Raw genomic sequence first — 10,591 nt, forward strand, 5'->3', positions numbered from 1 at the left:
TTTCCTTACTGATTAATTTACTAATGCTAGATATTCTTCTTTGACCATGACCTCTTCGGCTATGGTTTTTATTTCTCCCGATAAATGTCCACGACTTCGCCGATAATTCGGAAGTCGGTCTCTGGTGTGATTGGCATATCCTTGTACGCAGGGTTCAAGCTATGTAGGTATGCCTGTTCTTTGTCGATGACAAGCTGCTTGATATAAGCATCACCGTTGTAGTTGAACACTCCGATAACACCGTTATTTAAGTCCACGCTGGTCTGAATGAATACCAGGTCGCCGTCGTGATAGTCAGGCTCCATGGAGTCCCCTTTGATTGGAATGACGAAGTCGGCATCGATATCTACTGGCAACTCAATCCGCTCCACTCGTACATCGTTCAAATACTGACCTGTACCTGCAGAAGCTGGGTGGTCGTAGTAGTCGTAACTGTAGAGCTGAATAACTTCTGATACTTCGTTTTCCTTCGTTTCTTCTTCGTTTTTCTGCTCGTTCAGTTGCCTCTTTGCATAATTCAGGACTTTTACTTGTCTTGGAGGGTTTAGTTCATCGTAGATGGTTTGGATGGAGGAAGTGGTAGGGGATTGAAGAGTCTCGTTTTGAGAAGGGAAAAAATCATCTATTGAGACACCGAAAATATCGCAAAGCTCAAATAGCATGTCTTGATTGGCTTTCCTATCTCCTTTTTCATATCTACTAATAGTTTGTTTAGTAGTATTCAATCTTTTTGCAAGTTCATCTTGAGTAAAACCGGCTGATTTTCGAAAAGTTTTAATTTGGTTTCCGATGTATTTTTTCAAATCCATATTCCGTACCTCAATTTTAGTAATTCTATAAGTAGATTATATAAAAAAGTCACCGAAAACGCAACTTTTTTTACTTTTTAATTAAAATACTGTTGACAAGTCACCAAAATGGTGATATAATTAAATCAAGCTTAAGGAAATAACAAAAACAGACCGGAGGAAAACATCATGAACACATTAAACGAGAAAGCCATCAACATCTTCAAAGCAGTGGTTGCAGAAACCTTGCTTCAAAACACATACGAGGAACGCTTCCTCTATGGTCAGCTTGAATCATTCTGGAACAACTGCCGTCAGTTTGCTTTCGGATGGACAGAGTTGGGAGAAGAGATCGAACGCCAAGAGAGTTACCTTCTTGATGCTGGTTTCACTCAAGACGAAATCGATGACATTCGTTTCGATGCAGCATTCGCAGGAATGATGGACAAAATGAATGTAGCCTGATCGGTAGCACAAGGGTTCGACTCCCTGGCAGGCTGTTGCTCATAGAGCAAAAAAAAGAGAAAGGAGGAAAAGAGGTGGAAAGTGTTGAAATTGTTGAATTAATAAAAATTACATTTAAACGAGGGAAAGGAACAGAAGATGACCCGGTTAGAGTTGTAACTCAGTATTGGGACAAAGAAAATGTATTAATCTTTGAGAAAAATTAATTGTCTCTTCTTTCAATAGAATTTCGGTAGGAATCAGGTAATAGGTTATATATGTCTAGAATTTTTTTAGGTTGGGTGATTCGATTATCTACAATCAAGTTGATAAAACTTAACAATGATAAAGCTAACTCTTTGTTATCTTTTATGTCTATTTGACCTGGATGTACAGCATTATTCCCTATTACTCTAACACTGTCTAGCATTTGTTGAATTTCTATTGGCATTCCTTTAGAGACAAGATTTCCAATTTGGGTATTTAAATCTTTACCCTGTGCGTTTAAATGAGCAACAAGCTTTTCAATAGCTAGACGGGATAGAGCTGCAGAGGCTCTAGGCGAGATATTTAGAACTTCGCCTGCTTCAATATAGATTTCTTTCACATCATCAGGCATATCATTATTAGGTTTAGGTACTCCTTCGGCAACATTTGGAAAAATTAATGCCAACGTTGCATCGCTTGTGTTTAATACGACCCTGGGGCTATACGTTATTTGGATTTCATTTGTTATCCAAATAGAAAATTGATTACAGGCCTGACATTGTGCAATTATAATAAATTTGATAGATTCGTTGTAATCTCTATTGATATTAATAGGATTATAAGTCCATAAATGGGAAGAGAAACCTGAACATACAGGGCATTGAAAGGCTTTTGAATTGCCTGCGAAGCCACCGCCTAGGCTTAATTTGGAAAGGTCAAATGACATATTATTTCTCCAATCGTTTTATTTTGATTATACCATATTTGAAAGGGGTGAGGAAATGAGACCAAGACGGTATCCATATAGCGGGAAAATAAAAGCCTCAACTACAGAAATAGTCAAGGCTTGGAAAGATGCTTACTCAGACTTTATTGCCAAAACCCAAAATAAGCAAGAAAGCTCTGAGCAGGAATTAGATAATGCTATTTTGAGAGTTCAGATGAATTAAGATAAGGAGGTAGGAACGTGCAAATTTATTTGTATAAACTAAGAAAAGAAAAAGGCATTACACAGAAAGAATTAGCTCAAAAGCTTGGAATTTCTGAGACGGCATATCGTCAGAAAGAGAAGGGACAGAGCGCTTTTACTCAGGATGAAATGTTTTTCTTACGTAGCTTTTTTGATAAACCTTTGCAAGATATTTTTTTACCAAGAAAGTCACCGAAACGGTAACTTCATAACTGGAAACAAAAAAGCGCCTGACGGAAATCAGGCACATACTAAAGTAATTTAAACCATTATATCACAAAAATGCTTGCCCGCATAGTTGAGAGGATGTAGAAAATGGAAGGTATAACGTTACAATTACGATTGGACGGCGAAAGTGCTGAATTGTTCACGAATCAATTATTGGCCTTTGCTGAAAAGCAGGTCAAGGAGCAGTTAGAGAATGATCGTATGCCAATCAATCAACAGGCTTTGATGAAGAAGTTCGGCTTTACTCACGGCTATATTAAGAAGTTAGAACGCAAAGGATTAAGATTTCGTAAGCAAGGGAAAGATATTATGTACGATGTCAATGATGTTTATGAGATTTTAGAGTTAGAAAAACAAGTACGAAAATTAAGAGCGTAAAGGAGAACAAAATGACAGAACCAACTTTATCAAGCCAATTGCTTGGCTTAGTGGCAATCTTTATCGTGGTATTCATCCTGTTGCTACTGACTGATAAAAATGAAAAATCGGATGAACAAAATGTAGTAGTCATCATTGAAAAAACAGAAGATTTCGGAGAAGTTGCCCGAAGAAACTTGAAAAACTGTGATAGAGGATTCACTTATGATTCCCAACCACCTGTCGGACTTCCTTCATCGATTGAGGACGTACCACAAGTTTTTAGAGCATGCATCGAAGATTATGACAGACTGGCTCGTGATTATCATGAAGAAGCGAGAAATAATGATCTTCTAAGAAGTCAAAATGCAGGCCTCTTAGAAGAAAATGGGCGTTTGCTTTATCAGGAAATGACTTTGGATTTCCGTAAGAATCAAAGAAAATGGAGGGCAAAGACATGACTGTTAGCCGTGACATGAGCGAGATGGAAATCCGTGTGTTAAACATGATCATGAATTGCGCTACTTTCGACCTGCCCATTCAAGCGAGCGAAATCCGCCTAGAAACTGGACTGTCAAAGCGTAAGCTGGAAGAGATCATTGAGAGTCTGCGTGTGAATTTTGGGCATCCTATCGTAGCTAAGAAGATGAAGCCAAATGGATATTACTTGCCACGAAGTGAAGAGGAGCGACAAGCTGGTCTGGCTCCCTATCGCAGACAAATTTTGACCGAGCAAAAGAACCTTGCTGCGGTGATGAATATTGACCTAGAAAAATACTGGGGGAATAGCGCATGAGTGAAATCAAATGGATTAAGATTACGACGGATATTTTTGATGATGAAAAGATACGTCTTATTGATGCACTACCAGATCATGATGCAATTTTGGTTATTTGGTTTAAAATCCTAGCTCTTGCTGGCAAACATAATCGCAACGGACTTTTGATGATGTCAGATAAAGTTCATTACACTGATGAAATGCTTGCTACAATTTTTCAAAGACCTCTAAATAGTGTAAGAATGGCTCTAGGAGTCTTTGAACAGTTTGGAATGATTGAGATTATCGACGGAGTCATCACATTACCAAACTGGGAGAAGCACCAAAATATTGATGGCATGGAAAGAATCAAGGAACAAACACGGAATCGTGTAGCAAGACACCGTGAAAAGCAGAAAAGTCTTGCACTAGGTAACGTTACATGTAACGTTACAGTAACGGACGGTAACGCACTAGAAGAAGAAGCAGAAGGAGATAAGACTAAGATTAAGAATAGATTAGATAAAGATAAGAATATAACTACTACTAGTAGTAGCGAAAACATCCTTGAATTATTTCAATCTGAGTTTCGTAGATTACTATCAGGTTTTGAGATTGAGGAAATCAATCATCTGCTAAAGGAAAATGATGCTGAGCTAGTTAAAGAAGCATTGAAGACAGCTATTAATTTAGGTAAACCAAACATCAAATATATTGGTGGCATTTTAAGAAATTGGCAGATGAACCAGGTTACGACAGTTGAACAAGTTCGACAATCGGAAAAGCAACACAAGGAGAAAAAATCAGGACAGGAGGTAAAAGACGAATGGGGATTTTAGAAGTTATCAAGCAATTTGAAGATGAATTTTATCCTATTAGCGAAGAAAAGAAGTCACTGCTTATAAAACAACCTCTCTCTACTGTCATAGCCTGCTTGTCAGATATGGCTAGCTGGCAGGCTTGTGGGGGTAAGGTGTCATGGTAACCAATGCACTAGAAGAAACGGCTTCATCTTACCTCAGGAATACTGAACAGCAGGATGAAATTTGCGACAAGCACGGAATTCCTCTTATCAAAATCCTTCGGACAAATGATGTCCTTTGTCGCTTATGTGAATCGGAACGGATCCATGCAGAGAATCAAATAAAGGTCAATGAGTTGGCTGATGCTGAGCATGAACGAGAGCGGAAGTTCTATCTTGAGAGATTCTCTCTCTATGATGATGTACTGAAAAATGCTACTCTCGATAACTTTGACACACCTACTGAAAAAGAGGCGGAAAAGCTAGCTTTTGCAAATAGGATTTGTCGGGAGTGGTCTGATGGTGCTAGAAATAATGTTGTTTTTCAAGGCGAAGCTGGAACGGGTAAAAGCCATCTTGCTTTTGCAATGATGAAAGCTTTATCAGAAGCTACAAAAGAAATTGCTATCTTTATCAATGTCACTGACTTACTGATGAAAATCAAGGCGGACTTTAGTCAGGAAGAGTTCCTGGTTAATAAAATCGCTAGTGCAAAGTTTTTGGTCTTGGATGATCTTGGGATGGAGAAGGATAGTGAGTGGTCCTTCGGTATCCTTTACAACATTCTCAACAAAAGGGCCAATACGGTTATCACGACTAATCTGACTGCACAAGAAATTCAGAAACGCTACGGTCGGCCGTTTATGAGTCGGTTGATGAAAGGTGTAGACAATGATCATCTGATGGTATTTAATGACTTAAAAAATAAAAGGAAAGATTACTTTTAGAGAGGTGGGACACCTTGTTATTAAGACTATATTTCGTCTACAATGGGCACTGCAAGTTTTTTCTTGGTGATTTCAACAATGTGGATGAACTTATCGAACGGATGAAAGACCATCAGTGGGCTTTCTCAGGTATTACCAGACCAAAATTCAAAAAATACATTGGGAAAGACGATGTGAGGTTTGATTATGGTGCGGTAGATTGCTACTACTTAGCAACAAAATCAACGTGCCGAGAACCACGTTAAAAGCGAGCTAGAATATGCGTCAGACTTGGACGAATGACGTATAAAGAATTTGCTAGCTCTTGTGTCTTTGAGCCATGAGGGGCAAGAGCTGGATTTTTAGAAACAAGTGGGAGTTTGAGAATGAAGCTTGAAGACTTAAACAAAGCTAGAGATATCAATCAATTGATTAAAGAGTACAAATATTTCTTAGAAATTAAACGCAAGTGCTGGGGTGAACTTAAAATTACAAGGCTAGAGACTAATTATATTCTTCGTACGGCTTTTGGATTTCTTTCAAAAGAAATCCAAGCAGATGAGATATTGTCTGGTCTAATCACAGAAACCATCCAGAATCGAATTGAAATGCTAAAGCAAGAACTTGTTGAATTAGGAGTAGAAATTGAGGAGTTGGAAGATTAATAAGCAGGATTTGATTGATTATTGCAAAACTTTGAAAGAAGATAAAAATAGATTTATAAATTGTATTGATGTAGACAGGATCATCAATACAATCAAACAACTAGACGAACCGGAGAAAGTCACAATTCCGAAATTCGTAGCTGACTATATAGAATTTAAAAAGAAATATAATTTTCATGTTTATGGAGCAATGAGAACAATCGAAGATTACGAAGATAAGAGAGTTCCCAATTGGTTCTACGAAGGCAATATCGAAAAATTCTGTCTTGCATGGATTCTAGGCTACGAGATCGAGAAGAGATATATTGTAACTCTGAAATCAAGTGGACAAAAGTTGTACTATCACACGGAAGATGAAGATTATATTTTCTCTAGCTATGATGGAGTATTCTACTCAGGATATCATACTAAAACTGATCTAGAAGAAAATGGTATGAGTTGGATATTCGATTGCGAGGGTGTGGAAGTTCAGGAGGTGGAATGATGTCATGTAGTGAAAGTTTAAAAAAAGAAAAAGAATTGACTGCTGCTACTTTAAATCTCAAGATAGAAGTCTTACAAAATGATGATAAATTGAGCAGTCAATCATTAAGCAACATCAAAAGGCAAGCAAGGGATCTATATGAATGCCTAGTATGGTTGCAGTATAATGCGGAGGAGTCGGGTAGATGAGTTATGATTTGGAAATCTTAGCGAAAATAGAAAGCGGAGACTATATTTGCATAGATGAACCTGAAAATAGCTCTCCGACTTACAATCTTGGAAAAATGTTCAGGATCGCTATGGATTGGGATTTCAAACAAGGTACCATCTACAATGTCGCTCAGATTTTTGAAAACATTCAACGTGGTATCTCAGAATTGGAACAGTATCCTGAAAAGTATATACAGTATGAACCTGAGAACAAATGGGGGACTGTTAGCAGTGCGTTAGAAGATTTGAGATCATTGAGAGATTGTATTTTAGGACAAGACATCGATACAAAATACTTATATGTGAGGTGGTAACATGAAACGACCAAACAGATACCCGTACACACGAAGTCAGTGGTTTGAAGAAACCGCTGATTATTATACATATGCAGACGGTATTTATTTTACAAGTCATGTTTTAAAAAATAGACTCACTAGAGAAATTAAGAGCAAGGAGTAGAGTGATGGAATCATTTGCACACTATTTTAACAAGCATATTGCTAAAAAAATCGAATTAGATGATATTACAATCATTGATTATCATAGTCCAGAATATAATCTAATGTATAATCTAAGATATATTTTCGATAAGAAAAATTCATCTCTAGCTATCACAGGGGATTTTGGAGAGCTGCTTGCAGTAAATTTTAACAATATGGGTAATTGGGAAGATTTCTATAAGGATTTCACAAATAACTCTGGATATTTTATTGAAAAAATCAAAGCATCTAGTCGGAATCTTTTTGTTTATGATGAAGAGGAAGCTAAAAAAATTATTCTTGAGTATTTCTTTGATAATAAGCGATATGAAGACTTAGACGAAAATGATCGATATTATTTTGATGAACTATTTGAAAATTTCGATGATCGGCATGGATTCAAACACATTACTGATACTGTTCGAGAATTCCTGAGTGAACAAGATTCAGAATACTATGAGACTCTTGAATTCGCTGGTAAAAAAGTGTCTGAAATAGTATTTCTATATTTGGATGCTTATAAAAGAGCGTATGAATCAATAAAAAATGAGGAGGTAGAGTGATGAATCTTAGACAAAAACGAAAACACTATAATTATTCGTATAGATTTTTTATAGCCTGGATAGTTGTCGATGATAAAGTTTCATTTGCTGTATGTCCGAAGAAATTTAAGAAAACACTCAAGCAAAAATTAAAAGTTAATAAAACCTATGACTACGCTGAGTGCTGCAGAAAATATTTTCTTCTTGAAGAATATCACGGTGAAATGCCGAAATTCATGAGAGGAAAGAAGAAGGTCACAGAATGAAACGATTTATAGCTATTTGGATTCTTCTATCTGCTGCATTGAATGTCTGGCAGATGGGCAGGATTCGAGATTTAGAAGAGAAGAAACCGATTGTAGTCTATAAGGCTGATAATCAATGCGCTGAGATTTTTGGTAAGGTCGTTGAGAAAGGACGACATGGGAAGTTATACACGATTACGATTCGTGATTACGGCATTTTCGTAGTCACGAAAGAAGTGTATGAGAAGGTGAAAATTGGAGATAAGGTGAGGATTTGAAATTTCTTGATTTATTCGCAGGCATCGGCGGATTCCGTTTGGGAATGGAATCGGCAGGTCATGAATGTATAGGTTTTTGTGAGATTGATAAATTCGCAAGAGCCAGTTATAAAGCTATACACGACACGAAGGGAGAAATTGAATTACATGACATTACAAGAGTCACAGATGAGTCTATTCGAAGAATCGGACGTGTGGACGCTATCTGTGGAGGATTTCCGTGCCAGGCTTTCTCAATTGCAGGAAACAGACGAGGTTTTGAAGATACACGAGGAACTTTGTTCTTTGAAATTGCTAGGTTCGCATCTATTCTCAGACCTCAATATCTATTCCTTGAGAATGTCAAAGGACTCCTCAATCACGAAAACGGAATTACATTCGAGACCATTATCTCAACCTTGGATGAGCTGGGGTACGATGTGGAATGGCAAGTGCTTAACAGCAAGGATTTTGGAGTCCCCCAAAATCGCGAACGTGTGTTCATTATCGGACATCTTAGAGGAGAACGTACCAGAAGAATTTTTCCTCTCTCAGACACTGGCAGAAAAGTTGATAAACATCAAGAACAGTCAACAAATACCCTTACAACCAGATACCCAAACAGTCAAGGGGTCGGGTCTTACATTATTGAAAGTGAATCGCAGAAAGTGAGGTCCATCGGAAACATCCATCCTTCAGGAAATGGGATGAATGGAGAGGTTTATGATTCAACTGGATTGTCTCCCACACTCACAACAAATAAAGGGGAGGGTGTAAAAATTATTCAAAGAGCACACGGTTATAATCAAGGCGGAGAACATGATATCGCTCCTACTTTGACTAGGAATAGCTATCACGAAAACAATGTTTTAAAAATAACAGAGGCAACTTCTCAAGGTTATGCAGAAGCAGAGGTTGGGGATAGCGTGAATTTGTCACACCCTAACTCTAAAACACGCAGAGGGCGAGTAGGTAAGAAGATAGCAAATACTCTCTTAACTGGAGAGAGTCAAGGCGTGGTTGATCCTGATTTTAGGATTAGAAAGCTAACACCTCGTGAATGCTGGAGGTTACAAGGTTTTCCAGATTGGGCTTTTGATAAAGCTCAAGAAGTAAACAGCAACAGTCAACTATACAAGCAAGCAGGAAACAGCGTGACAGTCAATGTTATCGCTGCAATAGCAAAAGAACTTTAGGAGAAAAATAATGAATAACACGGAATTAGAAAATAAAGTACAACAATGGTTTGTTGACCGAAACTTACATGAAGCGAATCCAGTCAAGCAGTTCTTGAAGCTGATGGAAGAGCAAGGAGAATTGTTTGAGGGAATTGCAAAGGACAAATCTGAGCTGATTTATGATGCGCTTGGTGATATTCAAGTCGTATTGATTGGGCTTGAGCAACAAATCAAGAACGGTGCTCAGATTTCAGCAAATCAACAGGAACTTGAATTGCTGTTGATGGTTTCGAGTTTAGGGAATATTGCTCAGAAGCTATATGCTCATGTCTGTCACAATGAGACACAGATGCCTCTGATTAAGTCTGACTTGATGTTTCTCGACAGTGTGATTAGTTCTGTTTCGTTATTCAACGGGACAGATGCAGACAGTTGCTTGCAGATTGCCTATGATGCTATCAAAGACCGAAAGGGCAAGATTGTTGATGGGGTGTTTGTGAAAGAGGAGGATTTGTAAAATGAAAAAACTAGGTATTGTTTTAGGTTCTGTATTTGTAATTGTTGTATCGCCATTCGTGGTTCAGTATGGTTGGAATGAAATCATCACAACGATCGTTCCAGTTGGGAAAATTACAGTCTGGCAAGCATTAGGGATGGATGCACTACTATCTTTCATCTGGCCTGTGTTACCCAGCAAAAAAGAATCTGAAGAGGATTATTCATATGCTGTGAAGAGCAGTATTTCGAAAATCATTACATGTGCATTTTTAATTTGGTTAGCTAGTTTGTTTATTTAAGGAGGATATGTCATGATTCCGAAATTTAGAGCGTGGATGAAGTCGTTGAAATGGATGTGCGATGTTACTAATATTTCATTCGACAGCAAGTTTTTAGATATCTGTCACCAGGGAGACACCGAAAGGTGTACAGAAATGTCAGTTGAGTTTGATGAAATCGAGCTCATGCAATCAACAGGACTCAAAGACCTAAATGGTGTCGAGATTTTCGAGGGGGACATCGTTCAATTTTTCGATAGTCTATACACTGTTTTTT

24 protein-coding genes are annotated in these 10,591 nt (G+C 37.8%); 22 read left to right on the forward strand and 2 right to left on the reverse strand.

Features of this window, described 5'->3' with window-relative positions; genetic code table 11:
- Positions 1 to 68: 68 nt before the first annotated feature.
- A complete protein-coding gene (locus HMPREF1518_RS02515; RefSeq protein WP_033583917.1) occupies positions 69 to 809 on the reverse strand; it encodes a helix-turn-helix domain-containing protein in 741 nt (246 codons plus the stop codon).
- A 168-nt stretch (positions 810 to 977) separates the two neighbouring features.
- On the opposite strand from HMPREF1518_RS02515, the gene HMPREF1518_RS02520 reads away from it, so the two are divergent.
- Both HMPREF1518_RS02520 and HMPREF1518_RS11030 read left to right on the forward strand, forming a co-directional pair.
- Positions 978 to 1,253 carry a hypothetical protein gene (locus HMPREF1518_RS02520; RefSeq protein WP_033583918.1) on the forward strand — a complete coding sequence of 92 codons (276 nt, stop codon included), beginning with the start codon at positions 978 to 980 and terminating at the stop codon, positions 1,251 to 1,253.
- Positions 1,254 to 1,327: 74 nt separating this feature from the next.
- Positions 1,328 to 1,459 (forward strand): hypothetical protein, encoded by a 132-nt coding sequence (locus tag HMPREF1518_RS11030; RefSeq protein ID WP_269317204.1) that lies wholly within the window; start codon positions 1,328 to 1,330, stop codon positions 1,457 to 1,459.
- On the opposite strand, the gene HMPREF1518_RS02525 is transcribed toward HMPREF1518_RS11030, so the two are convergent.
- Entirely contained in the window at positions 1,456 to 2,166 is a 711-nt protein-coding gene (locus HMPREF1518_RS02525) for a DUF4145 domain-containing protein (protein ID WP_033583920.1), read from the reverse strand. The genes HMPREF1518_RS11030 and HMPREF1518_RS02525 overlap by 4 nt on opposite strands.
- 55 nt (positions 2,167 to 2,221) lie before the next feature.
- Here HMPREF1518_RS02525 and HMPREF1518_RS10820 point away from each other — a divergent pair, with 55 nt between their 5' ends.
- The 20 genes from HMPREF1518_RS10820 to HMPREF1518_RS02610 all read left to right on the forward strand — a co-directional run.
- The gene (locus tag HMPREF1518_RS10820) at positions 2,222 to 2,389 is read left to right on the forward strand and encodes a hypothetical protein (protein WP_156025209.1); all 168 of its coding nucleotides are present in this window, start codon (positions 2,222 to 2,224) and stop codon (positions 2,387 to 2,389) included.
- Positions 2,390 to 2,406: 17 nt separating this feature from the next.
- A complete protein-coding gene (locus HMPREF1518_RS02530) occupies positions 2,407 to 2,613 on the forward strand; it encodes a helix-turn-helix transcriptional regulator (protein ID WP_033583922.1) in 207 nt (68 codons plus the stop codon).
- A 111-nt stretch (positions 2,614 to 2,724) separates the two neighbouring features.
- Positions 2,725 to 3,015, forward strand: a complete 291-nt coding sequence (locus HMPREF1518_RS02535) for a hypothetical protein (protein ID WP_000398535.1) — start codon at positions 2,725 to 2,727, stop codon at positions 3,013 to 3,015.
- Positions 3,016 to 3,026: 11 nt separating this feature from the next.
- Positions 3,027 to 3,455 (forward strand): hypothetical protein, encoded by a 429-nt coding sequence (locus HMPREF1518_RS02540; protein WP_033583924.1) that lies wholly within the window; start codon positions 3,027 to 3,029, stop codon positions 3,453 to 3,455.
- The gene (locus HMPREF1518_RS02545) at positions 3,452 to 3,790 is read left to right on the forward strand and encodes a hypothetical protein (protein ID WP_033583925.1); all 339 of its coding nucleotides are present in this window, start codon (positions 3,452 to 3,454) and stop codon (positions 3,788 to 3,790) included. The genes HMPREF1518_RS02540 and HMPREF1518_RS02545 overlap by 4 nt, the downstream gene beginning before the upstream one ends.
- Positions 3,787 to 4,590, forward strand: coding sequence for a phage replisome organizer N-terminal domain-containing protein (locus HMPREF1518_RS02550; RefSeq protein ID WP_033583927.1), 804 nt, complete (start codon positions 3,787 to 3,789; stop codon positions 4,588 to 4,590). Before HMPREF1518_RS02545 ends, HMPREF1518_RS02550 begins: the two co-directional genes overlap by 4 nt.
- A complete protein-coding gene (locus HMPREF1518_RS10885) occupies positions 4,578 to 4,736 on the forward strand; it encodes a hypothetical protein (protein WP_197018553.1) in 159 nt (52 codons plus the stop codon). The genes HMPREF1518_RS02550 and HMPREF1518_RS10885 overlap by 13 nt, the downstream gene beginning before the upstream one ends.
- Positions 4,730 to 5,500, forward strand: a complete 771-nt coding sequence (locus tag HMPREF1518_RS02555; protein WP_033583929.1) for an ATP-binding protein — start codon at positions 4,730 to 4,732, stop codon at positions 5,498 to 5,500. Before HMPREF1518_RS10885 ends, HMPREF1518_RS02555 begins: the two co-directional genes overlap by 7 nt.
- 14 nt (positions 5,501 to 5,514) lie before the next feature.
- Positions 5,515 to 5,745 carry a hypothetical protein gene (locus tag HMPREF1518_RS10580; RefSeq protein WP_081730789.1) on the forward strand — a complete coding sequence of 77 codons (231 nt, stop codon included), beginning with the start codon at positions 5,515 to 5,517 and terminating at the stop codon, positions 5,743 to 5,745.
- A gap of 120 nt (positions 5,746 to 5,865) precedes the next feature.
- A complete protein-coding gene (locus HMPREF1518_RS02560) occupies positions 5,866 to 6,144 on the forward strand; it encodes a hypothetical protein (RefSeq protein ID WP_033583931.1) in 279 nt (92 codons plus the stop codon).
- Complete coding sequence (locus HMPREF1518_RS02565; protein WP_231458936.1) at positions 6,125 to 6,628, forward strand: DUF1642 domain-containing protein; 504 nt, start codon at positions 6,125 to 6,127, stop codon at positions 6,626 to 6,628. The genes HMPREF1518_RS02560 and HMPREF1518_RS02565 overlap by 20 nt, the downstream gene beginning before the upstream one ends.
- Positions 6,628 to 6,816: a hypothetical protein gene (locus HMPREF1518_RS02570; RefSeq protein WP_033583954.1), complete on the forward strand. Its 189-nt coding sequence runs from the start codon at positions 6,628 to 6,630 to the stop codon at positions 6,814 to 6,816. The genes HMPREF1518_RS02565 and HMPREF1518_RS02570 overlap by 1 nt, the downstream gene beginning before the upstream one ends.
- The gene (locus tag HMPREF1518_RS02575; RefSeq protein WP_033583933.1) at positions 6,813 to 7,151 is read left to right on the forward strand and encodes a hypothetical protein; all 339 of its coding nucleotides are present in this window, start codon (positions 6,813 to 6,815) and stop codon (positions 7,149 to 7,151) included. The genes HMPREF1518_RS02570 and HMPREF1518_RS02575 overlap by 4 nt, the downstream gene beginning before the upstream one ends.
- Positions 7,152 to 7,300: 149 nt before the next feature.
- Positions 7,301 to 7,879, forward strand: a complete 579-nt coding sequence (locus HMPREF1518_RS02580; protein WP_033583934.1) for a hypothetical protein — start codon at positions 7,301 to 7,303, stop codon at positions 7,877 to 7,879.
- The gene (locus tag HMPREF1518_RS02585) at positions 7,879 to 8,124 is read left to right on the forward strand and encodes a hypothetical protein (protein ID WP_033583936.1); all 246 of its coding nucleotides are present in this window, start codon (positions 7,879 to 7,881) and stop codon (positions 8,122 to 8,124) included. Before HMPREF1518_RS02580 ends, HMPREF1518_RS02585 begins: the two co-directional genes overlap by 1 nt.
- Positions 8,121 to 8,381: a DUF1372 family protein gene (locus tag HMPREF1518_RS02590; RefSeq protein WP_033583938.1), complete on the forward strand. Its 261-nt coding sequence runs from the start codon at positions 8,121 to 8,123 to the stop codon at positions 8,379 to 8,381. The genes HMPREF1518_RS02585 and HMPREF1518_RS02590 overlap by 4 nt, the downstream gene beginning before the upstream one ends.
- A complete protein-coding gene (locus HMPREF1518_RS02595; RefSeq protein ID WP_033583940.1) occupies positions 8,378 to 9,556 on the forward strand; it encodes a DNA cytosine methyltransferase in 1,179 nt (392 codons plus the stop codon). The genes HMPREF1518_RS02590 and HMPREF1518_RS02595 overlap by 4 nt, the downstream gene beginning before the upstream one ends.
- A gap of 10 nt (positions 9,557 to 9,566) precedes the next feature.
- Entirely contained in the window at positions 9,567 to 10,055 is a 489-nt protein-coding gene (locus tag HMPREF1518_RS02600) for a MazG-like family protein (protein WP_033583942.1), read from the forward strand.
- Position 10,056: 1 nt separating this feature from the next.
- Positions 10,057 to 10,335 carry a hypothetical protein gene (locus HMPREF1518_RS02605; RefSeq protein WP_033583944.1) on the forward strand — a complete coding sequence of 93 codons (279 nt, stop codon included), beginning with the start codon at positions 10,057 to 10,059 and terminating at the stop codon, positions 10,333 to 10,335.
- Between the two features lie 12 nt (positions 10,336 to 10,347).
- Positions 10,348 to 10,591 (forward strand): YopX family protein (locus HMPREF1518_RS02610; RefSeq protein ID WP_033583946.1); only part of this gene is annotated, 244 nt, incomplete at its 3' end.

This window comes from Streptococcus sp. SR1 (genome assembly GCF_000526075.1).
GTDB lineage: Bacteria > Bacillota > Bacilli > Lactobacillales > Streptococcaceae > Streptococcus > Streptococcus halitosis.

Coding starts and splice junctions, on each gene's coding strand:
- HMPREF1518_RS02515 (WP_033583917.1), bottom strand. CDS start 809: ATGGATTTGAAAAAATACATCGGAAACCAAATTAAAACTTTTCGAAAA.
- HMPREF1518_RS02520 (WP_033583918.1), top strand. CDS start 978: ATGAACACATTAAACGAGAAAGCCATCAACATCTTCAAAGCAGTGGTT.
- HMPREF1518_RS02525 (WP_033583920.1), bottom strand. CDS start 2,166: ATGTCATTTGACCTTTCCAAATTAAGCCTAGGCGGTGGCTTCGCAGGC.
- HMPREF1518_RS10820 (WP_156025209.1), top strand. CDS start 2,222: ATGAGACCAAGACGGTATCCATATAGCGGGAAAATAAAAGCCTCAACT.
- HMPREF1518_RS02535 (WP_000398535.1), top strand. CDS start 2,725: ATGGAAGGTATAACGTTACAATTACGATTGGACGGCGAAAGTGCTGAA.
- HMPREF1518_RS02540 (WP_033583924.1), top strand. CDS start 3,027: ATGACAGAACCAACTTTATCAAGCCAATTGCTTGGCTTAGTGGCAATC.
- HMPREF1518_RS02545 (WP_033583925.1), top strand. CDS start 3,452: ATGACTGTTAGCCGTGACATGAGCGAGATGGAAATCCGTGTGTTAAAC.
- HMPREF1518_RS02550 (WP_033583927.1), top strand. CDS start 3,787: ATGAGTGAAATCAAATGGATTAAGATTACGACGGATATTTTTGATGAT.
- HMPREF1518_RS10885 (WP_197018553.1), top strand. CDS start 4,578: ATGGGGATTTTAGAAGTTATCAAGCAATTTGAAGATGAATTTTATCCT.
- HMPREF1518_RS02555 (WP_033583929.1), top strand. CDS start 4,730: ATGGTAACCAATGCACTAGAAGAAACGGCTTCATCTTACCTCAGGAAT.
- HMPREF1518_RS02560 (WP_033583931.1), top strand. CDS start 5,866: ATGAAGCTTGAAGACTTAAACAAAGCTAGAGATATCAATCAATTGATT.
- HMPREF1518_RS02570 (WP_033583954.1), top strand. CDS start 6,628: ATGTCATGTAGTGAAAGTTTAAAAAAAGAAAAAGAATTGACTGCTGCT.
- HMPREF1518_RS02575 (WP_033583933.1), top strand. CDS start 6,813: ATGAGTTATGATTTGGAAATCTTAGCGAAAATAGAAAGCGGAGACTAT.
- HMPREF1518_RS02580 (WP_033583934.1), top strand. CDS start 7,301: ATGGAATCATTTGCACACTATTTTAACAAGCATATTGCTAAAAAAATC.
- HMPREF1518_RS02585 (WP_033583936.1), top strand. CDS start 7,879: ATGAATCTTAGACAAAAACGAAAACACTATAATTATTCGTATAGATTT.
- HMPREF1518_RS02590 (WP_033583938.1), top strand. CDS start 8,121: ATGAAACGATTTATAGCTATTTGGATTCTTCTATCTGCTGCATTGAAT.
- HMPREF1518_RS02600 (WP_033583942.1), top strand. CDS start 9,567: ATGAATAACACGGAATTAGAAAATAAAGTACAACAATGGTTTGTTGAC.
- HMPREF1518_RS02605 (WP_033583944.1), top strand. CDS start 10,057: ATGAAAAAACTAGGTATTGTTTTAGGTTCTGTATTTGTAATTGTTGTA.